The sequence below is a fragment of the Aequorivita xiaoshiensis genome (assembly GCF_022008395.1).
In the GTDB taxonomy this organism is placed as follows: domain Bacteria; phylum Bacteroidota; class Bacteroidia; order Flavobacteriales; family Flavobacteriaceae; genus Aequorivita; species Aequorivita xiaoshiensis.
The window spans coordinates 38,428-61,612 of record NZ_JAIRBB010000012.1 but is presented as its reverse complement, the minus strand read 5'-3'; the positions used below and the strand labels follow the sequence as shown (position 1 = coordinate 61,612).

24 protein-coding genes and 1 riboswitch are annotated in these 23,185 nt (G+C 33.7%); of the genes, 15 read left to right on the top strand and 9 right to left on the bottom strand.

What is annotated here, in order from left to right:
• Positions 1-52 precede the first annotated feature (52 nt).
• The gene (locus K8344_RS12000) at positions 53-727 is read right to left on the bottom strand and encodes a HEPN domain-containing protein (protein ID WP_237608928.1); all 675 of its coding nucleotides are present in this window, start codon (positions 725-727) and stop codon (positions 53-55) included.
• 486 nt (positions 728-1,213) lie between these two features.
• Between K8344_RS12000 and K8344_RS11995 the strand changes: the two genes are divergently transcribed.
• Both K8344_RS11995 and K8344_RS11990 read left to right on the top strand, forming a co-directional pair.
• Complete coding sequence (locus tag K8344_RS11995; RefSeq protein ID WP_237608927.1) at positions 1,214-2,086, top strand: phospholipase D family protein; 873 nt, start codon at positions 1,214-1,216, stop codon at positions 2,084-2,086.
• A 59-nt stretch (positions 2,087-2,145) separates the two neighbouring features.
• Entirely contained in the window at positions 2,146-3,069 is a 924-nt protein-coding gene (locus tag K8344_RS11990) for a metallophosphoesterase (protein WP_237608926.1), read from the top strand.
• 467 nt (positions 3,070-3,536) lie between these two features.
• Here K8344_RS11990 and K8344_RS11985 read toward each other — a convergent pair whose 3' ends face one another.
• Positions 3,537-4,547: a viperin family antiviral radical SAM protein gene (locus K8344_RS11985; protein ID WP_237608925.1), complete on the bottom strand. Its 1,011-nt coding sequence runs from the start codon at positions 4,545-4,547 to the stop codon at positions 3,537-3,539.
• A gap of 355 nt (positions 4,548-4,902) precedes the next feature.
• The gene (locus K8344_RS11980) at positions 4,903-5,043 is read right to left on the bottom strand and encodes a hypothetical protein (RefSeq protein ID WP_237608924.1); all 141 of its coding nucleotides are present in this window, start codon (positions 5,041-5,043) and stop codon (positions 4,903-4,905) included.
• Positions 5,044-5,255: 212 nt separating this feature from the next.
• On the opposite strand from K8344_RS11980, the gene K8344_RS11975 reads away from it, so the two are divergent.
• The 3 genes from K8344_RS11975 to K8344_RS11965 all read left to right on the top strand — a co-directional run bounded on the left by K8344_RS11975 (position 5,256) and on the right by K8344_RS11965 (position 8,066).
• A complete protein-coding gene (locus K8344_RS11975; RefSeq protein WP_237608923.1) occupies positions 5,256-6,290 on the top strand; it encodes a LytS family sensor histidine kinase in 1,035 nt (344 codons plus the stop codon).
• Positions 6,291-7,046, top strand: a complete 756-nt coding sequence (locus K8344_RS11970) for a LytR/AlgR family response regulator transcription factor (protein WP_237608922.1) — start codon at positions 6,291-6,293, stop codon at positions 7,044-7,046.
• A 525-nt stretch (positions 7,047-7,571) separates the two neighbouring features.
• Positions 7,572-8,066, top strand: coding sequence for a YqiA/YcfP family alpha/beta fold hydrolase (locus K8344_RS11965; RefSeq protein ID WP_237608921.1), 495 nt, complete (start codon positions 7,572-7,574; stop codon positions 8,064-8,066).
• 35 nt (positions 8,067-8,101) lie between these two features.
• Here the strand turns inward: K8344_RS11965 and K8344_RS11960 are convergent, their stop codons facing one another.
• From K8344_RS11960 to K8344_RS11945, 4 genes are read right to left on the bottom strand one after another with little or no spacing between them, the layout of a single operon-like run.
• A complete protein-coding gene (locus K8344_RS11960; protein WP_237608920.1) occupies positions 8,102-8,344 on the bottom strand; it encodes a hypothetical protein in 243 nt (80 codons plus the stop codon).
• On the bottom strand, positions 8,328-8,738 hold the full coding sequence (locus K8344_RS11955; RefSeq protein ID WP_237608919.1) for a hypothetical protein: 411 nt from the start codon (positions 8,736-8,738) through the stop codon (positions 8,328-8,330). Before K8344_RS11955 ends, K8344_RS11960 begins: the two co-directional genes overlap by 17 nt.
• Positions 8,739-8,785: 47 nt before the next feature.
• Positions 8,786-9,382 carry a CHAP domain-containing protein gene (locus K8344_RS11950; protein WP_237608918.1) on the bottom strand — a complete coding sequence of 199 codons (597 nt, stop codon included), beginning with the start codon at positions 9,380-9,382 and terminating at the stop codon, positions 8,786-8,788.
• A gap of 56 nt (positions 9,383-9,438) precedes the next feature.
• The gene (locus K8344_RS11945) at positions 9,439-10,242 is read right to left on the bottom strand and encodes a DUF4846 domain-containing protein (RefSeq protein WP_237608917.1); all 804 of its coding nucleotides are present in this window, start codon (positions 10,240-10,242) and stop codon (positions 9,439-9,441) included.
• A gap of 306 nt (positions 10,243-10,548) precedes the next feature.
• On the opposite strand from K8344_RS11945, the gene K8344_RS11940 reads away from it, so the two are divergent.
• Positions 10,549-12,258, top strand: a complete 1,710-nt coding sequence (locus K8344_RS11940; RefSeq protein ID WP_237608916.1) for a tetratricopeptide repeat protein — start codon at positions 10,549-10,551, stop codon at positions 12,256-12,258.
• Between the two features lie 124 nt (positions 12,259-12,382).
• On the opposite strand, the gene K8344_RS11935 is transcribed toward K8344_RS11940, so the two are convergent.
• Positions 12,383-13,984 carry a T9SS type A sorting domain-containing protein gene (locus tag K8344_RS11935; protein ID WP_237608915.1) on the bottom strand — a complete coding sequence of 534 codons (1,602 nt, stop codon included), beginning with the start codon at positions 13,982-13,984 and terminating at the stop codon, positions 12,383-12,385.
• A 503-nt stretch (positions 13,985-14,487) separates the two neighbouring features.
• Positions 14,488-14,583, top strand: a riboswitch (TPP riboswitch).
• Positions 14,584-14,589: 6 nt separating this feature from the next.
• Here K8344_RS11935 and thiS point away from each other — a divergent pair.
• The 9 genes from thiS (at position 14,590) to K8344_RS11890 (ending at position 22,140) form a co-directional block, all read left to right on the top strand.
• A complete protein-coding gene (gene thiS, locus K8344_RS11930; protein WP_237608914.1) occupies positions 14,590-14,916 on the top strand; it encodes a sulfur carrier protein ThiS in 327 nt (108 codons plus the stop codon).
• A gap of 45 nt (positions 14,917-14,961) precedes the next feature.
• Positions 14,962-16,821, top strand: a complete 1,860-nt coding sequence (gene thiC, locus K8344_RS11925) for a phosphomethylpyrimidine synthase ThiC (protein ID WP_237608913.1) — start codon at positions 14,962-14,964, stop codon at positions 16,819-16,821.
• Between the two features lie 3 nt (positions 16,822-16,824).
• Positions 16,825-17,421 carry a thiamine phosphate synthase gene (locus tag K8344_RS11920; protein ID WP_237608912.1) on the top strand — a complete coding sequence of 199 codons (597 nt, stop codon included), beginning with the start codon at positions 16,825-16,827 and terminating at the stop codon, positions 17,419-17,421.
• Positions 17,408-18,172 carry a hydroxymethylpyrimidine/phosphomethylpyrimidine kinase gene (locus K8344_RS11915; protein ID WP_237608911.1) on the top strand — a complete coding sequence of 255 codons (765 nt, stop codon included), beginning with the start codon at positions 17,408-17,410 and terminating at the stop codon, positions 18,170-18,172. Before K8344_RS11920 ends, K8344_RS11915 begins: the two co-directional genes overlap by 14 nt.
• Entirely contained in the window at positions 18,169-18,792 is a 624-nt protein-coding gene (gene thiE / locus K8344_RS11910; protein ID WP_237608910.1) for a thiamine phosphate synthase, read from the top strand. Before K8344_RS11915 ends, thiE begins: the two co-directional genes overlap by 4 nt.
• A 26-nt stretch (positions 18,793-18,818) precedes the next feature.
• Positions 18,819-19,592 carry a thiazole synthase gene (locus tag K8344_RS11905; protein WP_237608909.1) on the top strand — a complete coding sequence of 258 codons (774 nt, stop codon included), beginning with the start codon at positions 18,819-18,821 and terminating at the stop codon, positions 19,590-19,592.
• Entirely contained in the window at positions 19,585-20,703 is a 1,119-nt protein-coding gene (gene thiH / locus K8344_RS11900) for a 2-iminoacetate synthase ThiH (protein ID WP_237608908.1), read from the top strand. The genes K8344_RS11905 and thiH overlap by 8 nt, the downstream gene beginning before the upstream one ends.
• Positions 20,704-20,706: 3 nt before the next feature.
• Complete coding sequence (gene moeB / locus K8344_RS11895) at positions 20,707-21,780, top strand: molybdopterin-synthase adenylyltransferase MoeB (protein ID WP_237608907.1); 1,074 nt, start codon at positions 20,707-20,709, stop codon at positions 21,778-21,780.
• 141 nt (positions 21,781-21,921) lie between these two features.
• Positions 21,922-22,140, top strand: coding sequence for a hypothetical protein (locus K8344_RS11890; protein WP_139856339.1), 219 nt, complete (start codon positions 21,922-21,924; stop codon positions 22,138-22,140).
• A gap of 372 nt (positions 22,141-22,512) precedes the next feature.
• Here the strand turns inward: K8344_RS11890 and K8344_RS11885 are convergent, their stop codons facing one another.
• Positions 22,513-22,953, bottom strand: a complete 441-nt coding sequence (locus tag K8344_RS11885) for a nucleoside deaminase (RefSeq protein ID WP_237608906.1) — start codon at positions 22,951-22,953, stop codon at positions 22,513-22,515.
• Positions 22,954-23,185 lie beyond the last annotated feature (232 nt).

The following is a 23,185-nucleotide window of genomic DNA, read 5'->3' as shown; positions in this document are numbered from 1 at the left end:
ATGCTTTTAATTATTAAATATGCGTGTTATTATTTTTAATAATTAGTTTTTATTACTCGATAACCGGGTAATTTATCACTCCCCAATCTTCTCCCCTATTACTTATCATGATATCTATTATAATAGGTAATAGAAATTCAAGTATTTGACTAGCATCTTTAACTTGAGAGCGATTTAGTTTGCTTTGATAGGTTGCGCCACCGTGAATTAATTGGTTGCGAACTGTGTATAATCTATCCAACACTAACTCCAATAGTTTAGATACTTGTTGGTGTGCTAGATAATTTCTCGAATCTATTTGAGATTGTTTAAAACGCGACTCCCAATCTATTGAATCTCCACGTTGTGCATCCCAAAATTGCTTGTATGCATATTTATTATCAATTAACAATCTTACAGGTCCTGGAAACTTATACCACAATATTTTAAAGAATCTATCTTCAGCATCGTACTCCACCAGTTTAGAAATAAAATCCCTAAACCGTTTCTTTTCGGACAACTCAAATTCATGTGCGTCATTGTCGGCATAGCAAGCATTAAATGCAATCCACAATGTAATAAACTTTAAATCTGGATTGTTAGCTTGTTCTTCGGCACACTTCACCCAACTTATTGCACGATGTAATCGAATTGCATTATTTTCATCTAAATCGCCTGATAAGGATTTAAGTTTATTTTTTAAAAGTGATGCTTTTATCACCTCAATACTCTTGTTAGGATTGATCATGTTAAATTAAATAATATCAAAAGTTTTTAAACTTGTTCTAAGTCTTTTCCGTTGAAATCTTTTCTGATTTGAAGGGCTATTTTTAAAATATAGAACAATAAACATCCATCCCATTTCGATATTTCACGAATGGGACGAATTTATAATTCTGGGGAGCGTTTCAAATATAATAATTATTTTAAGATATTTTTAAGAGTAGTTTTTACACTTTAAATCTTAAAATAGGTTGTCTATTTTGATATTAGATAGGGGGCCTTAGAAGATTTTGCATATTAGTATGAAAGCCATGAAATTATACCTTCGTCATTCCTATATAACCTGATAGTTTTACAATAATTCAACACAATTAACGATTCGAATCCTCTAATCCGATCATTTTAAATATTTCAAAAATTGATATATTGTGCCGAATTAACTTCTTTTCTATGTGATGCCTATTTAATTTATTCCTTTAAAAGAAGATATTCAATATTTAAATAATCAACTATGAGTAAATTTGTAACTGGTAAAGAATTAGAATCAGCTATATATGACACTATTTGGGATGCAAAAGCTAACTTACTAATAGTCTCCCCATTCATCAAGCTTGATGAATATTTTCAAAAGTTGTTTAACAAACATGAAAATGACCCTAAAATTCATATTCTTTTGGTGTTTGGTAAAAATCAAAAGGACATTAAGCGGAGTTTGAATAAAAGGGACTTTGACTTTTTTAAGAAGTTTCCTAATGTTAGTATTATTTATACTCCTAATTTACATGCAAAATATTATGGAAATGAAAGTCAAGGAATTATTACATCTATTAATCTTTATGATTACTCGTTTATAAACAATATTGAATTTGGAGTTTTTTCAAAACAATCTATTTTAAATCGGTTTTCAACCTCAGCAGATAATGAAGCCTGGAATACTTGCATGGATATTGCGGAAGCAAATGAAGTTGTGTTCATTAAACGACCTGTCTATGATCAGAAACTATTTGGAAAAAGGTATGTCAGCTCCAAAATTCTTTTTGACTCAACAGAAAAATTCTATGGAAATTCTTTAAATGGAGAAACAGGAAATAATAAATTGAATGATTATCCAGACGAATTAGCATTAGGTTCGAATTCAGAAGACAGACCCGAAAGAGAAGCTTTTAATGAAGAATTCTTGAATAAAAATAATTCGGAAATTCAAACTTATGGATATTGTATTCGAACTGGAAAAAAAATTAAGTTCAATCCAAAACAACCCATGTGTAAAGAAGCTTGGAAAATTTGGAATGAATATGGAAATGAAAATTTTAAAGAAAAATACTGTCATAAAACAGGAAAGCCTTCATACGGTAAAACTTCTATGAAAAATCCTATTTTATAAAAATATGAATTGATTTTTGTAGTAATATAATTAACAACACCAAATTTCAACAATAATTAATGATAGACTTAATTGGAGATATACACGGCCATGCAGATGAACTAGAACAACTACTCATAAAACTAGGGTATACTAAAGTAAACAAATACTATTCTCATCCTAATAGAACGGCATTATTCGTTGGCGACTATATTGATAGGGGACCGAAAATAAGAGAGACATTACAAATTGTAAAGCAAATGGTCGATAATGAAAGTGCAATCGCATTATTGGGCAACCACGAATACAATGCGCTAGGGTTTCACACTATAAATTCAAATGGTGGATATTTAAGAGAACATTCCGTAAAAAATATACTTCAACATTACGAAACCATCAGACAGTTTAAAAATAAAGAAGAGGAGTTGAAAGTGTACTTAGAGTGGTTTAAAACACTCCCCCTATTTTATGAAACAGAAAAAATAAGAGCGGTTCATGCTTGTTGGGATTATAAAAGCATAGCATGTTTAAAAAAATACCTAAATAACAATAGAATTACAGGCGATTTAATTCATGAAACTGTAAAACCTGGAACAGAATTAAATGAGGCGATTGGGGTAACCTTGAAAGGCAAGGAAATTAGTACTCCTAATGGAAGTAAGTTCAAGGATACTGATGGCAATGAACGATCACAAATGAGAATAAAATGGTGGGAAGACCCCTCCCAGATGACTTACAACTCTATTTGTATACACCCATTAGATGGGTTACCCAACACAAAAATTGAGACATCTATATTAAAAAATAAAGACTATTACGAAAAAGACGATAAGAATGTCTTCTTCGGACACTACTGGCTTAAAAATAAACCATCACTCTATAAAGAAAATATTTGTTGTCTTGATTATAGCGTTGCAAAGGAGAAAGGGGTTTTAGCTGCCTATAGTTTTGATGATGAACTTGTCTTGTCTGAGCAGAACTTTACATATGTACCAAGGTTATAAATTTTAAATTGCTTAATGATGAATTAACTTATTACTCCTAGATATTTTTTATTATAACTATTTAGCTTAAACCATAGTTATCACCTACACTAGTTGGAATAAACTTTGATTACAAACCAAACCACGCTACCGCATGAAATGAAATTCGACGAAGTCATTTCTCTCGAGTGGCTTCCTACACTTCAGTAAAAAGCTCAACTACTCGACTAAAATACTGAAAGACTATAGCGGATATCGAATAAAGAAAGAGAATTAACAAACCGATACTACGTTAAAGCCTAGGAGACCAGACGATATAATGGTTTAGCAGCAGCTAGCAGACGTATGTTTTTCGAACGCTCGATCCCAAACAAACATTGAATCTACAAAGACTAAACAAGTAGAAAAAAGTCAAATTACAAAAATTTATAAAACCTCAGCTGCTTGTGAAGTTTTATACTTTATGATCTATTCGTATATATTAAAAATTACTTATTTTTAGTAATCTCCCAATCATAAACCCCTCCTCTGTTTAAAAACTTATTAAGATTATAATAAACTGCATTTAAAGCTTCTTTCACTCCAACTTCTAAAATTGGTTTACTATAATTGTGCGTTCCCATTGCATTATCAAAAAAGCGTCCTGCAGGATCTACCATGACATAACTCCCCTTTATTTGCTCATTAGATTCTGGCACTAACACTTTTACTGATTTATGTGTATTTACAAAATATGTATATTCTGCATCTGTAATTTTAAACTGATGAATTTTATCATCATTTTGTCCAATAATTGGTAATACCTGTAGTACTTTCCAACGTTTTGGTTTGGCATATTCAATAAATTCAGTAAAGTTGTCTTTATAGTTTACTTTGTTCACTACCGTATTAATTTTTAAACCGTAACCATACTTCTTGATGCTATCCACTAGATTACAATAGTACGCTTTGCTTAATGGTTTTTTGCCTATAACTGCTCTCCCTAATTTAATATTTATATCCTCATCTAAACTATCTACACTTACTGCAATCCAATCTAAATAGGCTCTATTTTCCTTTAAAAAAGCATCTGTTAATTTACTACCATTGGTAACAATCATAGTAATCATTCCTAATTGCTTCGCTTTCTTAATTAATTTTGGCAACCATTTACATAGTAAAGGCTCACCACCTGCAAAAGTTATTTTCTTAAAACCTGCAGCAGCTATTTTCTCTACTACTTTTAAAGCATCCTGTTCAGGCAAGTGTCCCTTTGGTAAGATAGTTTGTTTTACATCTTGAAAGGTTGCAAAGCAAAATTTACATCTCATGTTACAAGGTTCCCACAGGTGAAAATTAATACTAGGTATCGTGCCTACACCATTACATTCAGGGTAGTGTTTATTTGTACGATGAGAAACTTCTTTAGTTGTAAAATTATCTGTATTTAGAACTAAACCATAATAATTAGTCTTGTTTAAAAAATCAACATTGTTAACCTTTAAAAAATTTGTTTTCATACCCCCGATAATTTAATTTCTTATAAACTTGTTATCTCATTTACTTTGTTGTTTTATCTAATTTAGTTGGAGGCTATTTGATCTGACACTTCTAATTATACATTAAATGCGTTTTTAATGAAATGAGACCCGAACGTATAATCAAATACTATATTGATATTACAGTTGCATTCTACTGAAAGTTTACTCATAGATAGATTGTCAAATACTGGGTGATTATCACCTAAATTGCTCTCTAATGGGTGTACTTGCGAAAGACTTTTCTCCTCCGTCAAATCAATTTAATGTGATTTATTTTTATTATTTAAAAGCAAATTAATCTCGCCTTTAATATTAAAAGCGAGATTTATATAGTTTATTTTTTAGACTTTTGATTTGGGTTTAACTGTTTACCTCTATTACCATGTACTTTGCTATTAGCTGTATTATTTCCAGATGTTCCTTTGTTTGAATTTGCTTGATTCGCTTTGTGATTGTTTTGGGTTGAATTACTCATGAAAATTATTTTTAATTAAATTTAAACAGTTTGGTACTTTACCAAACATTTCTTATTCATGGCTAATTTAAAATAGAATGAAATTTATTTTTATAATTTGGGGTATACAAGCTATATTTGGGACATAGCCCCCGGTTTTTATTAAATTCTCTTTAAAGTTTAACAAAAAGCAGCCTGTATTATCAACCAATTTCAAACCTACCAAACTCTTTATGTTACAGCAGTCTTCGTATTCTGACCTTATAGAGCAAAATGAAGTATTAAAAACCGTAACACTTATTCTTTTAGGATTATTAGTCCTTTTAGTTATTCGCAATTGGTACAACCTTTACAAAAAGCGTTCTTTCAGAAAAAAAAATAGAAGAATAACGAAAGAGTTAAAAGTTAGTAAGACTAAAATTGAAAGTTTAAAAACTCAAGCAACCCTAGTAGAGACATTACAAAGGCAACTAATAGCAAGCCAAACTGAAAATGCACAGGTTAAAGTAGAATTAAAGCGCTACAAGCAAAAATTAAATGAAACCTTAAGCCAGAAAGAAAAAGAAATGGCACAACAAAAAGAGGTTATAAATCACCAAAAAGAGGCTTATGAACGTTACGTGGTTTTTAAAAGTGTAGAAGCCAATAATACTAGGCTGGGCGCCCATTTTATAAAAAACTTGATTAACCAGATTTATATAGATTTAGAAAGTAGTCAAAACGAGCAAAAATCTTTTTTAGGGTTTTATTACAGTTTTAAAAAGCCAGAAATCAAAATACCCTCTTTAAAAGCTTTAAAACAAATTTTTAAACTGTTAGATTACAATGTTTCTGCGCTTAATAAAGAAAATTCTAGCTTACAGGAAGAATGGAATCATATTAATATGTTTATGGAGCTAATTCAGTATTTAAAACCTCAGGCTAATATTGAAATAAAGAATACGCTGAGTGAAAGACGAATAGAACAGCTAAAAATAAAACCAACTCTATTTTTCCCTTTTGTAGAAAATGCTTTAAAACACGGAAGTCTAAATGAGAAAGGTTCCTTTATTAAACTCACTTTAGAAGAAACAGGGCAACAACAGCTAAGATACAGTTTAACAAATAGTATAGAAATTAATAATCAAATGAAAACAGAGCATTCCGATCAGTTTGGGTTAAATGCTTTACAACAATTACTCGACGCTTACTATCCTAATAGCAAGTTAGTACATAAAGAACTTTCAAATAGACAATACCTCTCAGAACTAATTTTACATATTAATTAAATGATACGCTACATACTTGTTGATGATGACCCCAAAACATTAAGCTATGTAAAAAGCAAAATTGACACTATCGCTAACAATTATGCTTTAAAACATATTAAAAGCTATAGTAGTTCCATAAATGCTTTTAAAGAAGTTGACGAAACGGACTATGATTTACTAATCGTGGATTTTGAAATGCCAGGTTATAATGGTCTTGAACTAGCACAAAATATTGGAGCTAATAAAAAAGTAATCTTTTTAACCTCGACTAGAAACAATGAGCAGAATGTGATTAATCATTTAGATATTTCAGGCTATTTAAGTAAGCCTTTTGCGATAGAGGAGTTTGAAATCATTTTAAAAAACAAAGTTGTTGGTAGAGTAAATAGTAAAATCGGAATACAGAAAGGAGAATCATTAATACTTTCCATTGGAGTAAACCAAGATATAGGTTTTAACCCTGATAAAATATTTTACATTACAACGTCCAAAAATATAAAGGGTGAAAAAGCAAATAAAAATTGTGTTCACTTTTTTAAAGAGAATGACGAGGTTATTTCTCCTAATATAAGAATAAGTATTAATGCACTTTCTAAAAAATTAGAACCATATGGTTTCGAAAAAATTAACCAGAGTACGATTATTAATTTATCTAAAATAAATAGGCGATTTAATAAAGAGCTTACATTAATAGATTGCAATGAAACGTTTACAATTGCTGATCATGAGAAAAAAGGAGTAACATCTAAAATAAAATGGTTGTTTGGGATTTGATGTACTTAAAATTTAATTATTAGGGTGTTAAGTTTAACAAAAATTAACCCGGAAAATCGTTTATCATAATCTGAACCGTTGCATGGTATGCTCTAATTTTCAAAATTTAATTTTTCTACTTAAAGCATTTAGGTTAGGTTTCATTGTTTTTCAAAATTACTGAAGCAATGAAAATTTTCTACACCCGCTACCGCACGAGTCTTCTCGTATGGTTTTCTGCCGTTCATTAAAAAGCTCAACAACTCGACCAAAATACTGAAAAGCAATAGCGGATATCGAATAAAGAAAGAGAATTAACAAGTTGATATTACATTAAAGCCTAGGAAACCACGCGATGCAATCGCGCGGGAACGATGGTACTATTACTTGAATTAAAACCTTAAGGTTTTCGATTAAACTTAATAATGTCTACTATCTTAGTTGGATTTCACTTGACGATCACGATTGGAAGAAAACATAATATATGAGTGGAAAAAAAATATCGACGCCCTTGCTATAAATGAATAAAAAAAGAAAAACAACTACATGAACATACTTTACCTACACGGGTTGGACAGCAGTCTTAATACTGAAAAACGAGCTATTCTTGAGGAATTCGGAATGGTTTATTCGCCTCAAATCGACTATAGAAATGACGAGAGAAGTATAGAAAGCTTGATAAAGCTATACAACGATAAAAACATCGATTTCGTTATTGGCAGTAGCATGGGAGGTTTTGCGGCATATTATATAGCAGACAGGTTTCAACGTCCGGCATTACTATTTAATCCTGCCCTAGCCTACCGTTCTGTTCACCAAGAAATTCCTGACATTAAAAATCCTATTTCCAACTTAAAACATCTGGTTTTAGGGGCGAAAGACGAGGTTATTGATCCAAAATCAACTTTAGAATTTTTATCGAACTCAATCGGAATTGACAATTATAATATTAAAGTCAGGCAAGATTTACAACATCGAATACCAGAGGAAATATTTGAAGTTGAAGTGAAAGCATTTTTTAAGGAGTTATTGTTGAAGTAGATGGAGTTTTCTAAAAATAATTTTAGCAGTGCTTTTCAAGGAACCGAATAAAGGCCTGTACGCTTTTTCAAGCCTCGCAATCTATATTTTAGGATTACAGCAATTACAGGTAATACTATAATTAGGAGTGGAAAAAGCACACAGAAAAAGAAAAAATTAATTTCGTAATACGACGTACCTGTCAGATTTGCCAGATTGATAGTAAAGTCTGTGCAATAGGCATACACAACACCGCCTATATACATTATCGTCTGATATAGATTATTTAGATTTTCCATTGTACTGTTTTTTTAGTGCTTTAATTTCTAAAGTGTAGTCAATGATTTTCACTAATGAATACCAAATTATTAGTGGAAATAGGATAACCAAAAAAATCACATTGGCAGCGCCATAGTTACCGGTGGACCGCAACGCGCCTATGGCTCCAAAATAGATTTTATCGGTAGTTTCCATATAGTTTTTAAGAAGTTTTACATGGTGTTGCTTACAATACGCAGTATCGCTATGTGCCGCCCATGTACATTTATCCGGCGTTCTTACATCTGAATTTATAGCTGTTATTCCTTTCAGCGAATAGGGTGTTTCCTTTATCGTCGGGCGATAGGCTTCATTGATAATTATCATTAAGAGATATGGAAGTAAGAGAAGTGCTATATTTCTAAAAAATCTCATTTACTAGTAAATATTAGGTTATCAAATCTAAAAATAAAAACCAACAGTTACTCCTTTCGTAACCATCCTAAAATTTTAGTATTACCAATTTTCCACTTTCCGTTGCTTTGTTTCAGTTTAAAGTTTTCTCGTGAGGGGCCATAGCGTCCCGGATTTTGTTGGATAATTTCTATTTTGGAATCTGTCACTTTTGAAATAATAGCTACGTGTCCATATTTATTGGTAGTTGTGCCATCAAAAACTAAAAGATCATCCACTTTAGGTTTACTATTGCTAGGGTTGGAATATTGAATTAAATTTCTTCGCTTACTTCTTTTTCCATCTCCTAATCCCTTTTCATAAAAATCTTTTGCATGCCCATAACTATCTGGCATTTTATGATTTAAATGTTCGTAATAGTAACGCTTAACAAATTCAACACATTGGTATTTTAGTCCGATGTTGTATCCATCGGCAGTAGTGTTCCTTCCTTTTACATTTCCAACATTAGCGTTGTAATAAACATAAACACCATTTAGGCTATCTACTTTATCACCAATCTTTAGATTTTTAGACTTTAATCTTTGTTCAATTTTATCACAAGATATAAAAACAAAGAGTGTGCTTATTAACAGTATAGAAAGGGTTAGGGATTTTTTAAACATTTTTGAAACGTAAGCTTTTAAAATTACATTTTAGATTAAGTTAAAATTTAGTCACTCTAATTTTTAAAGGTGCGTATATTGGTTTTTCTAAATAAATACCTTGCCGTTATGGTAGACTTTTTAGCAACATCCAGTGTATACCAGGGGTTGATTTTGCTATTATAAGGATTTGTTAGCACGTGTATAGATTGTGCAGGTGTGTACCCTTCTGCTAACAAATAAACGATATCTCCATTTTTGTTAATTGCTCTTCCTACTACAATCACGGCGTGGCCAGGACTTCCAGGCGTAACTAAAAAATCACCAGTTTTAATTTCACTGTTATTTGTTACTTTTTTTGTTTCATTATTCAAAGAAATAGTTCCTGCGTACATAAAGACAACATCGAGGTACTTCCTGAAACTTTCGTAGCTATCATTTTTGCTGGCTACTTGCTCAAACGAAACCTTAGAAGGACTTAGTAATTTAGGTCTAATTCCGTTTTTATAATCATTCCAACTGAAAGAATCTCCGTTTGTGAAGTGAAAACTAATTTCATCAAATCGTTCCTTTTCAAATAAATACTCAGCCCTTAATCTAATAATTGCGTCCGCACATTGTTGCAAATCTTTATTGCCTATATCATAATCCAAAATCGCAATGTGTTCAGACTGATTTCTAATTGATTTTTGATTATAGTCTAATATAGGGCTTCCGTCTTTTTTCAAATTTGTATTTTGTAAGAACTCACCAAATGAGCCACTGTCTTCGACTATCCACTCATAGCCCTCTGGTGCTAGTACTCGTTCGATAAGCGTTTCACCTGTTTTATTTACAGCTATTTTTTCATTATTATCGCTACATCCGTAAAATACAGTCAAAAATCCTAATACTAAATATAGTCTTATTAGGCTTCTACAATTTAATATCATTTTTATCTATTTATTTCTTTTGGTTTTACAATTAAAGCGACCTCTACGATCGGTTAATCATTATTAGCTCAAACAAAGGAAACTATTTTTAGCGATTCCAAAATCGATTTGTAAAACTATAAAACTAGTAAATAGTAATTTGTGAGTGAAATCAGGTTTAGTAAAGCAAAGAGTCTTTGGCAGTTCTCTTTATTAATTGAATGTTTCCCTTCATTAAACATAAACATTGTTCATCGATTTAAGTATTTTTGACAAATGCGATGGTTCCCTAAATTTAATATTTCGCTCGCTATTAAATTCTTATTAGTAACCACTGTATTACTAGTAGTGGTCTATTTTTCTATTGGATTTTTTATGGGCTCTACTAATTTTTTTTCTCGCACTGAAAGCAGCGATGAGACTCCTCAAGAGTTAACTTCTCTTTTAGATTCGGCCAAGTTGATAATGCGTCGCGATCCGGTAAAAGCCGATTCTTTAAGTAGAGCTGCCAAGCAATTACTTCTAGAAAATAAAAATGATTCTCTACGATATAAAATTGATTATACGTTAGGTGAAATAGCAGTTTACAGATCAAATTATCCTGAAGCTCTTCAATATTTATTAAATTCTAAAGCTGTTCTTGAGAAAAATAAGGAAATGGATAGTATTATTCGTTTTGACTACGCTAGGACGTTGAATAAACTTGGTCAAGTTTACTATGAATTAGAGAAAACCGATAAAGCTTTAAGGTATTTACAGCAAAGTTTATCTATTTACAAATTACTATCTAAAGAAGAGAATATTATTAGAACGATTAGTAATATTGGAGGAATATATTATAAGGAAGGACAGATACAAAAAGCCATAGCTGCCTACGAAGAAGTTTTAGGTTATGATAATCTTGACCAAATTAATGATATACAAATACTTTATTCAAATCTTGGAGCTTTAAACTTACTAATAGGAAAAAACACAGATGGTCTCGAATATTTAAATAAGGCGGAGGCTGTCATTCTCAAAGCCCAGTTAAACGAAAAGAACACCTTACAATTATCAAAGGATTACGCGAGGTTACTATACAATAAAGCTTACTATTATCGCGGAGCAGGTGAATCGCACAAGTATAAAGAACATTTACTTAAGTCTTTAAATGTTCTAGATACCTTTTTTGCTCCTAATGAGGCCCGTGCACCTTTGTTAAGTTTACACGAATTGTATCGTGAAAAAGGCAATTACCAAGCGGCTTATGAAACGCTATTAAAGTATCAGAGTGTTCATGATACACTTTTTAATTTAGAGAGTGAAAGGCAAATTGCTGAGTTGGAAACACAACATGAAGTTTTCCGAAATCAACAAGCGATTGAATTAAAAAAGAGAAATACAGCGATGATGTATTGGGCTGCTCTTTCAGTGTTATTACTTATTTTGATTCTTGTTTTGATTTTTTTATACAGACAAAAGCTGAAATTTATCAAGGCCGAACAAGAAAGACATCGATTGGCCAAAAATAAAATATTGTTAGAATCTAAGATAGACGTACAAGAGGAAATACTACATAAGAAGAAAAAGGAGGTACATCAATTAGCTTCTCAAATTGTAGAAAAGAATGAAAATATTTTAAGCCTAAAAGAGCATTTAAACCAAATTAGCACCTCTGCTCAAAAGCACTTAAACCAAGGAAAAATAACTGAATTAATTAAGAATACTAGAGAGGGTAAGAATTTAGAGGCTGATAGAAAGCAATTTCTATTAAATTTAGAACAAAGTTCGGTAGTGATGTTTGACAAGCTCGATACTGAATTTAACGGTTTAACTAATCGTCAAAAACACTTAGCAGCCTTAATAAAATATGGTTTTACAGCAAAAGAGATTTCAGTTTTATTTAATATTTCTCATAAATCTGTTCAAACTGGAAAGTACAGGCTAAAAAAAATATTGAAACTAACTAACGAACAAGATTTAGAAGTTTTTTTAAAAAAATATTGAATAATAATTCTCGCAGAAGCTAATGTTTGCCTAAAAAATAGCAGGTATTCTTGTAAATAAAAAAGATGACTGCCTCAAAAATTAACTCTTGAAACAGCCATCTGAATTGGGGAGTATTTAAATTTTACTTTTTTAAGAATTTTTGAGTTTTTGTAATACCCTCAGCTTCTATTGTTACAAAATACATTCCTGGGGAAAACTTGTTTACGTCAATCTCTGTTGTTGTTGCATCTATATTTTGTTCGAAAACTTTTTGTCCCATAATATTATATATCTCCATTTTTGTGATAGGGTGTTGTGACGTGATATTTAAAACATCCGACACTGGATTAGGGTAAATAGAAAAAGAATTGGTTTCAAAACTGTTTGTTGAAAGCGTACCTACATGTATAGCGTAATCTTCAACCTGTCCGTAAGTAACCCACGTACATCCATCTATCGGATACATATTTGCGTAAAACTCCTTAACCAATCGCATTCTTGTAGTCCCTGCTAGAGCATTGGCTGGAACTTCTATAATTTTACTAATTTGAATTCCATCTTCACCATTACTGTTTTCAAGGATTCCTATATCATACCTTTCAGTAGTGTTATTGAAAGTGTTATCCTGATTCCAATCTATAAACAAGCTTACACCATCTTGATAATTCCCACCTGTATTCCCTTCCACAATAATTTCATACGATTCGCCTGGTACTACTTGCGCTGAGATGTCTAAAAAATATTCGTGTGCTGGAGCTTCATCAAGAGCTGAAGGAGATCGATTTTCAATTCCCGCGAACTCAACGTTTGAAATTGGCTCAATAATATCCAAATTACCTACTTGACAATAAAAGTCGTTTGTGATAAAATTAAATGGGATGGTAAAGATACTTTCTCCTTCGTTGCACACTGTTTTTATGTAAACATCGTAAGAAGTTATTAATTCGAGATTATCAAGAATTACCTCTGTTGTACTAACAGGAACACTAACTTCAATACCGTTTCCTGTTCCTGGAGTAAACCCAGAAAAACCATATTCGACGGTGTAAGATTCCGCTTCAGGCCATCCATCCCAAACTATTGTAGCTTGGTTTGTTTCGATATTGGATGCTGCTACATTTTCAGGAATTAAACATCCTTCGGCTAATGTACAAACACCATTCAATGTAAATACCCCATCCCAAGTTTCATTTACTAACCAATAATTTATCGCAGGGTTTGAGTAATTTACTCCTTCACCATCTACTTCTACCCCGTTAATTTCCCATCCTACACGTTTTCCAGGAATCGACGCATGTGCTATTAATTGAATCCAATATTTCACGGGTTCAGTACCAGTACCTTCGAAATCTATAGCTTGTGGTAAATCTAAAACTACTCGTCTAATGTCAAAATCTTCTTCTTGATCTATAATTATTTGTGAAGTAGGAACAACATTAGCAATTGTATCTCCAAAAACCAAACCTGGATGACCATTGTCATTATTATAAAACACTACATCTATAGACGCAATTTCGCCATCTTCAGTCCATAAATTCGCTTCAATTTGTTCTAATGAGAAATTTGTAGTATTGGCTGAAAGCTGAAAATCGTTAGCTATTGTTTGTCCGCCAGCGTCCATGAAACCTTTAGATCTAATATCGTTTGCAGGATGGTCATGTGGGGAACAATTGTTTTGACTAATTCCTAATATAGGCGTAAGAAATAGTAAAAGTAAGAAGCTAAAAGATAGAGTGTATTTCATAATTTGTAGTAATTAAAGTTTAGATTGATTAATTAAAATTATCGCGAGCTTTAGCTCAATTTAATTTCACGATTTTATTTTGATGCAAGTTACAAAGGAATATGATTTAGCAATGATTTTAACATACTACACACATACTACAACACTCGCTAATTTATTGATAGTAAACAGGTTTAATAAAAGTGATACACCTAAAACAATTTCAACATTTTTTTAAATTAAATAGAAGAATTCAAATTAAGAGTCCTATTAAAAAACTCCGTTATAACGAAATTTTTAAAACATTGAAGTAGTAAAAATGATTTTGTTTCGACTTTAATTGAATTCAAATAGAAAAAGGCATACCATTTTAGCACAGATACTCTTTACAATCTAATCCCACAATAATTCCCAAAACCTTTTAACAAAAAATCATTCTATAACAATTTGTCCCCCTACACCATCTTAAAATATTTTAAACAAGCTTCCTTGGTTTTAAATAGAATTTATTGATAAGTTTGTGGTGTAAACTTTAGGGGTGTTCTAAAAATTAGAACTGAGAAAGACCCTTTGAACCTGATCTGGTTAGTACCAGCGAAGGGAAAAGTTAGCAATACATCCTCCAAATGGATAGATGTATTTATACACTTTTTATAAAAGTACCGTATCCTAAACTGTACTTTCATTTCAAATACTTCCTTTCTCAAAACCCTTTATCGTTTACAGCATTATTAAAACAATACTGTATGATGATTACTATTTTGGTTAACGAGAAAGCTATGGAAGTCAACCAAGACTTCCACATTCTACAACTGCTAAAGAAAATAAATTCTCCTCTAGATGGTATTGCGGTAGCCGTAAACCACTGCATTATTTCAAAACATTTATGGAGTTCCACAAGCTTGTCTGCCAACGACAAGGTTTTAATAATTCAAGCTACTCAAGGTGGATAATCTCTTCATTTTAATAAACTAACACAACTGCAAAAACTTTTCGATATGAAAAACAAGGACACTGCTCCAAAACAAGGAACAATCACCAGACAAGCATTTCCAAATTCAAAAAAGATATACGTACTGGGCAAATTACATCCACAAATAAAAGTTGCCATGCGCGAAATTTCTTTAAGTGACACAAAAGATTCCCTAACAGGGAAGATAAGCCCTAACGAACCTGTTACTGTTTATGACACTTCGGGCCCTTATACCGACCCGAATAAGGAAATTGACGTGCATAAAGGGATTGAAAGAATTCGCGAGCAATGGATTTTAGACCGAAATAATGTGGAACAGCTAGAAAATTTTTCATCAGAATACGCTAGGGAACGACTAAACGACAAAAGTTTAGACCATATGCGTTTTTCTAGCTTAAAGAAACCTTTGCGAGCAAAAAAAGGGCAAAATGTTACGCAATTACATTATGCCAAACAGGGGATTATTACACCAGAAATGGAGTATATCGCTATACGTGAAAATCAGCGTATTGACGAAATGACCGAAATTAGAAAACAACATAAAGGGGAACATTTTGGTGCTGCTATTCCTTCTAAAATCACTCCGGAGTTTGTACGAGAGGAAGTTGCTAGGGGTCGTGCTGTAATTCCATCGAATATCAATCACCCAGAAGCAGAACCTATGATTTTAGGGAGAAACTTTTTGGTAAAGATTAATGCGAATATTGGGAATTCTGCCACTACTTCTTCTATTGAAGAGGAGGTTGAAAAAGCAGTATGGGCTTGCCGTTGGGGTGCAGACAATATTATGGATTTATCTACTGGTAAAAACATACACGAAACCCGCGAATGGATTATTCGCAACTCCCCTGTTCCTGTTGGGACGGTTCCTATTTATCAAGCTTTAGAAAAAGTAAACGGCGTTGCAGAGGATTTAACCTGGGAGATTTTTAGAGATACTTTAATTGAACAAGCCGAACAAGGTGTAGATTATTTCACCATCCACGCTGGGGTTTTACTTCGTTATGTTCCTATGACGGCAAAGCGTGTAACTGGTATTGTTTCTCGCGGGGGTTCTATAATGGCTAAATGGTGTTTAGCCCATCATAAGGAGAGCTTTTTATACACCCATTTTGAGGATATTTGTGAGATTTTAAAGCAATACGATGTAGCCTTTTCATTAGGCGATGGTTTGCGTCCAGGCTCTATAGCCGATGCTAATGATGAAGCGCAGTTTGCAGAATTAGAAACCTTAGGGGAACTGACAAAAATAGCAAGAAAACACGAGGTGCAGTGTTTTATCGAAGGTCCGGGGCATGTACCTATGCATATGATTAAAGAAAATATGGAGAAGCAAATAGAAGTTTGTGACGAAGCGCCATTTTACACTTTAGGCCCTTTAACTACCGATATTGCTCCAGGCTACGACCATATTACCTCTGGTATTGGTGCTGCTATGATAGCTTGGTACGGATGTGCCATGCTTTGCTATGTAACGCCAAAAGAACATTTAGGCTTACCCAATAAGGAAGATGTTCGTGTAGGAGTAATCACCTATAAGCTAGCAGCTCACGCTGCCGATTTGGCTAAGGGACACCCGGGAGCACAACACCGAGACAATGCTTTGAGTATGGCTCGTTTTGAATTCCGTTGGGAAGATCAGTTTAATTTAGGACTAGATCCAGAGCGCGCCCGAGAATACCATGATGAAACCCTGCCTGCTGCGGGAGCTAAATTGGCTCACTTCTGCTCTATGTGCGGTCCGAAGTTTTGTTCCATGAAAATTTCACAAGAAGTACGTGACTTTGCCGCTGTAAATGATATCGTGGATAACGAAGTAATTCAAAAAGGGATGGAAGAAAAAGCGGAAGAGTTTAAAAGCAAAGGTTCTGAAGTCTATTTATAGATTATGCTAATTGTAATTGCACCTGAAGTAACTATTTCTGAGGAAATAAACAGGCTAAACCAACTTTTTGAAGCTGGTTTGGCCTGTTATCACCTTAGAAAACCCAAGATGAATTTGGACGAACATATTGCTTATCTGAACGGCATACATCCAAAATTTCACAATCGAATTGTAGTGCATTTATTTCATGAACTAGCAAGCGAGTTTCCTCTTAAAGGTGTTCATTTTCAGGAAGAGAAAAGAAAGGTCTTATTAAAAACTAAGCAGACAGATTATTTTAAAGCGTTTCAAGCGAATGATTTGACGATTAGTTCCTCTTTTCATAGTCCCGAGGATATTTCCAATAGTACTATAGATTTCGACTACCAGTTTTTAAGTCCTGTATTTACTTCTATTTCAAAAACGGGATATATAGGGCGTGGTTTTGATGTAAATAGTATTAACAAAATCGTCATTGGACTAGGTGGTGTTCGTGCTGAAAATATTGCAAAAATGAAAGTCCTGGGTTATGATGGTGTTGGTCTGTTAGGAGGTGTTTGGAACACTGATAATCCTGTAGAATCCTTTAAAAAAATAAAAGACAGTTTTGAACAATCATAAATACATACTTAGCATTGCAGGTCATGACCCTAGCGGAGGGGCTGGGATAACTTCCGATATAAAAACATTTGAAGCTCACGGACTTTATGGCCTAAGTGTTTGCACAGCAATTACAATTCAACACGACAGTGATTTTAAACATTGTGTTTGGGTGGACACGGAAATTATTTTGGCTCAAATAGCTGTTCTTTTTGAACGCTTCCCTATGGATACCGTAAAAATTGGTTTAGTAAAATCTTGGCAAAGCTTGCTTCGTATTCTAGAAAAACTTCACCGTATAAACCCTTCCATAAAAGTTGTGTTGGATCCTATTTTTAAGGCAAGTGCAGGGTTTGACTTCCATTCCGATGAAGATCAAAATAACCTAGATAAAATATTAAAACACTGCTATATCATCACCCCAAACTACGATGAAATGTTGAGCTTGTATCCGAATATAGATTTTGAAGAAACGCTTTTGCATATGAAGAAATTCACCAATATCTATTTAAAAGGAGGACATAGATTGGATAAAAAAGGGTGGGATGAACTGCATCCAACAAGCCAACAGCCCTATCAGATCCCTCCTATTGCCGCTAGTATTTCTGAAAAACACGGCAGCGGTTGTGTGCTTTCCTCATCCTTAGCTAGCAATATTCGTTTAGGACAGGATTTACAAACTGCTTGTGATAAGGCAAAGCGGTATACCGAACAATTTTTAAACTCACACCCTTCCTTATTGGGAGTTCACCATAAAAACGTCATAATATGATTCCTAATTTACATTATATCTCTCAAGGCGAAACTACGGAACAACACTTAGAAAACATTCTAAAAGCTTGTACTCACGGAGCTGATTTAGTCCAACTTCGACTTAAAAACGAGGATGAAATCACTTTGTTGAAAACAGCTGAAAGAGCAAGAGAAATTACTAAGAAATTCCAAACAAAATTAATAATAAACGACCATTATAAAATCGCTAAAGCTGTTGAAGCAGATGGCGTTCATTTAGGCAAAACGGATGCCTGTCCTACTTTAGCGAGACAGCATTTGTACGATTGGCAAATTATTGGCGGAACAGCGAACAATCTACAAGACTGCCAAGAACTTATGGATAAGAAAGTAGATTATATAGGCTTAGGTCCCTTCCGATTTACTAGCACGAAAAAAAATCTGAGTTCGATATTGGGCTTAGAAGGCTATGTATCGCTATTGAATGAATGGAATTCAGAAACTCCCATTATCGCCATTGGCGGCATTACTATAAAAGACCTTCCTGAATTATTAAAAACAGGTATTTATGGCGTCGCAGTTTCGGGAGCAATTACAAAGGATTTTGAGAGCATCAAAGCCTTCCAAAAAATATTAAGAACCCCTGTTGATCAGGTTTAAACTTAAAAATTTAATAAGTAGATAAAATGACAGACACACTAAAAATAGCAGATAAAACCTTCCGTTCCAGATTATTTACCGGGACGGGGAAATTCAGCAGTTCTAAATTAATGCAAGAAGCCATTGTAGCATCAGAAAGCGAATTGGTAACCGTGGCTTTAAAGCGGGTAGAACTCCACAGTACATGTGACGATATATTAACGCATCTTCAGCAGGATCATATTCATTTACTACCAAACACCTCGGGAGTACGCACAGCAAAGGAAGCTGTTTTTGCTGCACAATTGGCTAGAGAAGCTTTACAAACCAATTGGATAAAGTTAGAGATTCATCCAGATCCAAAATATCTATTACCCGACCCCATAGAAACATTGAAGGCCACCGAAATTTTGGTGAAAGAAGGTTTCATAGTCATGCCATATATACACGCAGATCCTGTGTTGTGCAAACGATTGGAGGATGTTGGAGCGCAGTGTGTCATGCCACTTGGGGCTCCAATAGGTAGCAATAAAGGACTTATAACTAAAGATTTTTTAAAGATAATTATGGAGCAAAGCAAGGTTCCTGTAATTGTAGATGCAGGAATAGGCGCGCCATCACATGCTGCTTATGCCATGGAGTTAGGAGCCGATGCTGTTTTGGTAAATACAGCAATAGCAGTTTCTAAGAACCCAGTGCAAATGGGGATTGCTTTCAAGTTAGCCGTGCAGGCTGGAAGGTTGGCATACGAAGCAAAATTAGCCGCAGTTAATCCATATGCAGAGGCAAGCAGTCCGTTAACTTCTTTTTTAAATGAGTAATTTTCAAGACATATTTAATCAATATCATTGGGACACTGTAAAGGAAAAGATCTACAGTTATACTGCTAGTGATGTGCAAGAGGTATTATTAAAAGAGGAGATAAACTTAGAAGATTTTCAAGTATTAATTTCACCTGCTGCCAAACCTTTTATAGAAAGCATGGCCCAACGAAGCCGCGCACTTACCAGAAAGCGATTTGGAAACACCATACAAATGTATGTCCCGATGTATCTCTCCAACGAGTGCCAAAATATTTGTACTTATTGCGGGTTCAGTTTAACAAACAAAATCCCTAGGAAAACCCTTAGTGACGAAGAAATCCTAAAGGAAGTAGCCTATATTAAACAGTTAGGCTACGACCATATTTTACTGGTTACCGGAGAGGCTAATAGCACCGTTGGAGTGGCTTATTTAAAAAACGCCATAAAATTAATTCGCAATCACTTTTCTAATATTAGTATAGAAGTACAGCCCCTAAATCAGGAGGAATACGAAAATTTGATTGACGAGGGACTCTACGCAGTATTGGTATATCAGGAAACTTACAATAGAGCTACCTACAAAACCCATCACCCCAAAGGCAAAAAATCTAACTTTGATTATCGATTAGATACTCCCGATAGATTAGGAAAAGCTGGTATTCATAAAATAGGCTTAGGAGCTTTGTTTGGTTTGGATGATTGGAGAGTAGATAGTTTTTACACCGCCTTACACCTAAAGTATTTACAGCAAACCTACTGGAAAACCAAGTATTCTATTTCCTTTCCAAGATTGCGACCACATGAGGGAGAAGTGCAACCTAAAGTGGAAATGACCGACGCCGATCTGGTTCAATTAATTTGTGCTTATAGATTATTAGATGAAGATGTGGAGCTATCTATGTCCACAAGAGAAAGTGAAACTTTTAGAAACAACGTCATAAACCTAGGAATCACTTCTATGAGTGCCGAATCGAAAACAAATCCGGGTGGCTATGCTGTAGATCAAAAATCCTTGGAGCAGTTTGAAATTTCGGATGAACGAGGCACGAATAAAATTAAGGCCATGATACAATCCCAAGGCTATGAGGTAGTTTGGAAAGACTGGGATACATCCTATTCTAAAAAGTAAAACATGAAATTAACCGCAGAAGAAACCACTCAATACAGTAGGCACCTCAGCCTCGAAGAAGTTGGAGAAAGAGGGCAATTACAATTGAAACAAGCAAAGGTATTAGTAATTGGTGCTGGGGGCTTAAGTTGTCCGGTGCTACAATATCTAGCTGCAGCAGGGGTTGGTAACATAGGAATTGTAGATAATGATACAGTGGATCCAAGCAATCTGCAACGGCAAATTCTGTATACACATGAGGATCTAGGGAAATATAAAGTGGAAGCAGCTGTTTCCCGTTTGAAAAGATTAAATCCATTTATCCAACTTCATAGTTATAATACCAAATTAGGTAATGATAATGCCCTTGAGCTATTTGAAAACTACGATATCATTGTAGATGGTACCGATAATTTCCCTACTCGATATTTAATAAATGATGCTGCCGTAATCTTGAAAAAAACGGTAGTATTTGGGTCGATAAACAAATTTGAAGGACAAGTTTCAGTGTTCAACTATAACAACGGACCAACGTACAGATGTTTGTTCCCTAGTCCACCTTCACCAGAATTAGTCCCTAACTGTTCAGAAGCAGGAGTATTGGGGATTCTACCTGGTATTATTGGAAGCTTGCAAGCAAATGAAGTATTAAAGATCATTTTAGGCTTAGGCAATATAATGTCTGGAAAGCTATTGACATTTAATGCGCTTACATTACAACAGGAGCTATTTCAATTTAAAAAGAATCCTTCCCTTGTAATTGCATCTTTAGCACAAGATTATCAAATGTTTTGTGGTCTTGATGTTGGGTTTGAAGAAATAACCTATCAAGAGTATCTACAACAAGCGAATACTTTTAATGTATTGGATGTAAGAAACAAAGAGGAACGAGAGGAACTTACAATAGAAAGCTTTCATATACCATTAGTGGAATTGAAAGAAAGATATACCAAACTAGCAACAAACAAACCCTTATTGGTGTTTTGCAAATCTGGAGTACGCAGTAAGCTTGCTATAAAAATTCTTAAAAGTAAAAACTTCGGGAATAAACTAGTTAATCTAAAAGATGGCATTAACACTGCGACTGTTAATCTTTAGAGGAACGGTTTTAGTATAAAAATTATAGCCATAGAGAATGTATGCCCCAAAAATAATTTAGTCAATTACCCTCAACAATCTTTCTTTATCTTTGCAAGTGTACAACAACCATTAAAAAAATTGAGAATTAAAAATTGCTTTATGTTTAAGATTAAGAATATTAAGAAATTAGGTTTCCTTTTAGCAGCAACAGTTTTATTAGGCTGTGGCTCCGATGACAACTGCAATTGCAGAGGAAAGTTTCTTGGAAATGAAGGTGTTTTTTATGGCGATGTAGTTAATTGCAGCGATGGGGAGCCTGTACTTTCACAACAAGCTAGTGAGGGAAACAACGTAACATATTTAGGTTGTGACGATTAAAAGGGGGTTTAAATCTGCTGTAAAATTGGATTTCTTAGCCACTTCACAAAGCTATTATTGCTAAGTTCTTCTTGTTTAATTTTTTCAAGAAAATAGTTGAAATCGATTAAATAAATTTAGTAAGTTTGCCGTATGGGATTAGGTTTATTAGCAATATGGACTGTTGGACTTTTCTTAGCTCTATTCATTATTATGGAGCTACAAGAAAGACTATAACGGTTTCCATAAACATCTACAGATTACGATATTACTAGATTCCAGAATCTAGCTTAATATATTACACTCTTGTTTTAGCAAAACACAAGTCGATTTCTACTACATTATGTGTTCATTTCCTACAAGCATCTCAATAAATCACTCAGATTAAGTAGTTTATGACGCTCCAACATCTTCATTCCAGAGCTCAGGATTTTCAGAAATGAAATAATCTACGAGTTGCTTACACCTTCTATCGTTTAACACAATCACCGAAACTCCGTTTTCTATCAACATATCCTCGGCACCTAGATAATTGGTGTTTTCACCAATAACAATCTTTGGAATACCATAATGTAAAATCGCCCCTGCACACATGGGGCAAGGCGATAAAGTAGTATATAGAACACTTTCCTTATAAACTGACACCGATTGTCGGCCAGCATTTTCAATAGCATCCATCTCTGCGTGTATAATAGGACTACCTTTTTGAACTCTTTTGTTATGTCCGCGTCCAATAATCTCTCCATTATGCACCAAAACAGCTCCAACCGGGATTCCGCCTTCTGCTATACCGATTTCTGCTTCCTTTAAAGCTTCTGAAAAAAATGTATCCATAATTAATAATCAAACTATTTAAGTTTATATGTTTCGTACTCAAAAGCTCGGTTTCTATCAAAACCAAAGTATGTTGAAATGTTACAACAAAGGGATTTTAATTTTTAAATCAGAACTTTCTGAAGTTAAATTTTGACTGGTAAGTTTATTGCTTAAATATTGTGGGGTAAATATTATGAATCTTTCAACACCCTACTAGAATATACTTATACACTTTTACCAAAGAAACAAT

Bases quoted from the DNA above. Each gene is read 5' to 3' on its own strand.
- thiE (WP_237608910.1), top strand. From the start codon at position 18,169: ATGATTCCTAATTTACATTATATCTCTCAAGGCGAAACTACGGAACAA.
- thiH (WP_237608908.1), top strand. From the start codon at position 19,585: ATGAGTAATTTTCAAGACATATTTAATCAATATCATTGGGACACTGTA.
- K8344_RS11890 (WP_139856339.1), top strand. From the start codon at position 21,922: ATGTTTAAGATTAAGAATATTAAGAAATTAGGTTTCCTTTTAGCAGCA.
- K8344_RS11990 (WP_237608926.1), top strand. From the start codon at position 2,146: ATGATAGACTTAATTGGAGATATACACGGCCATGCAGATGAACTAGAA.
- K8344_RS11920 (WP_237608912.1), top strand. From the start codon at position 16,825: ATGCTAATTGTAATTGCACCTGAAGTAACTATTTCTGAGGAAATAAAC.
- K8344_RS11965 (WP_237608921.1), top strand. From the start codon at position 7,572: ATGAACATACTTTACCTACACGGGTTGGACAGCAGTCTTAATACTGAA.
- thiS (WP_237608914.1), top strand. From the start codon at position 14,590: ATGGATAGATGTATTTATACACTTTTTATAAAAGTACCGTATCCTAAA.
- K8344_RS11975 (WP_237608923.1), top strand. From the start codon at position 5,256: ATGTTACAGCAGTCTTCGTATTCTGACCTTATAGAGCAAAATGAAGTA.
- K8344_RS11955 (WP_237608919.1), bottom strand. From the start codon at position 8,738: ATGAGATTTTTTAGAAATATAGCACTTCTCTTACTTCCATATCTCTTA.
- K8344_RS11940 (WP_237608916.1), top strand. From the start codon at position 10,549: ATGCGATGGTTCCCTAAATTTAATATTTCGCTCGCTATTAAATTCTTA.
- K8344_RS11960 (WP_237608920.1), bottom strand. From the start codon at position 8,344: ATGGAAAATCTAAATAATCTATATCAGACGATAATGTATATAGGCGGT.
- K8344_RS11950 (WP_237608918.1), bottom strand. From the start codon at position 9,382: ATGTTTAAAAAATCCCTAACCCTTTCTATACTGTTAATAAGCACACTC.
- moeB (WP_237608907.1), top strand. From the start codon at position 20,707: ATGAAATTAACCGCAGAAGAAACCACTCAATACAGTAGGCACCTCAGC.
- K8344_RS11970 (WP_237608922.1), top strand. From the start codon at position 6,291: ATGATACGCTACATACTTGTTGATGATGACCCCAAAACATTAAGCTAT.
- K8344_RS11885 (WP_237608906.1), bottom strand. From the start codon at position 22,953: ATGGATACATTTTTTTCAGAAGCTTTAAAGGAAGCAGAAATCGGTATA.
- K8344_RS11995 (WP_237608927.1), top strand. From the start codon at position 1,214: ATGAGTAAATTTGTAACTGGTAAAGAATTAGAATCAGCTATATATGAC.
- thiC (WP_237608913.1), top strand. From the start codon at position 14,962: ATGAAAAACAAGGACACTGCTCCAAAACAAGGAACAATCACCAGACAA.
- K8344_RS11980 (WP_237608924.1), bottom strand. From the start codon at position 5,043: ATGAGTAATTCAACCCAAAACAATCACAAAGCGAATCAAGCAAATTCA.
- K8344_RS11905 (WP_237608909.1), top strand. From the start codon at position 18,819: ATGACAGACACACTAAAAATAGCAGATAAAACCTTCCGTTCCAGATTA.
- K8344_RS11935 (WP_237608915.1), bottom strand. From the start codon at position 13,984: ATGAAATACACTCTATCTTTTAGCTTCTTACTTTTACTATTTCTTACG.
- K8344_RS11985 (WP_237608925.1), bottom strand. From the start codon at position 4,547: ATGAAAACAAATTTTTTAAAGGTTAACAATGTTGATTTTTTAAACAAG.
- K8344_RS12000 (WP_237608928.1), bottom strand. From the start codon at position 727: ATGATCAATCCTAACAAGAGTATTGAGGTGATAAAAGCATCACTTTTA.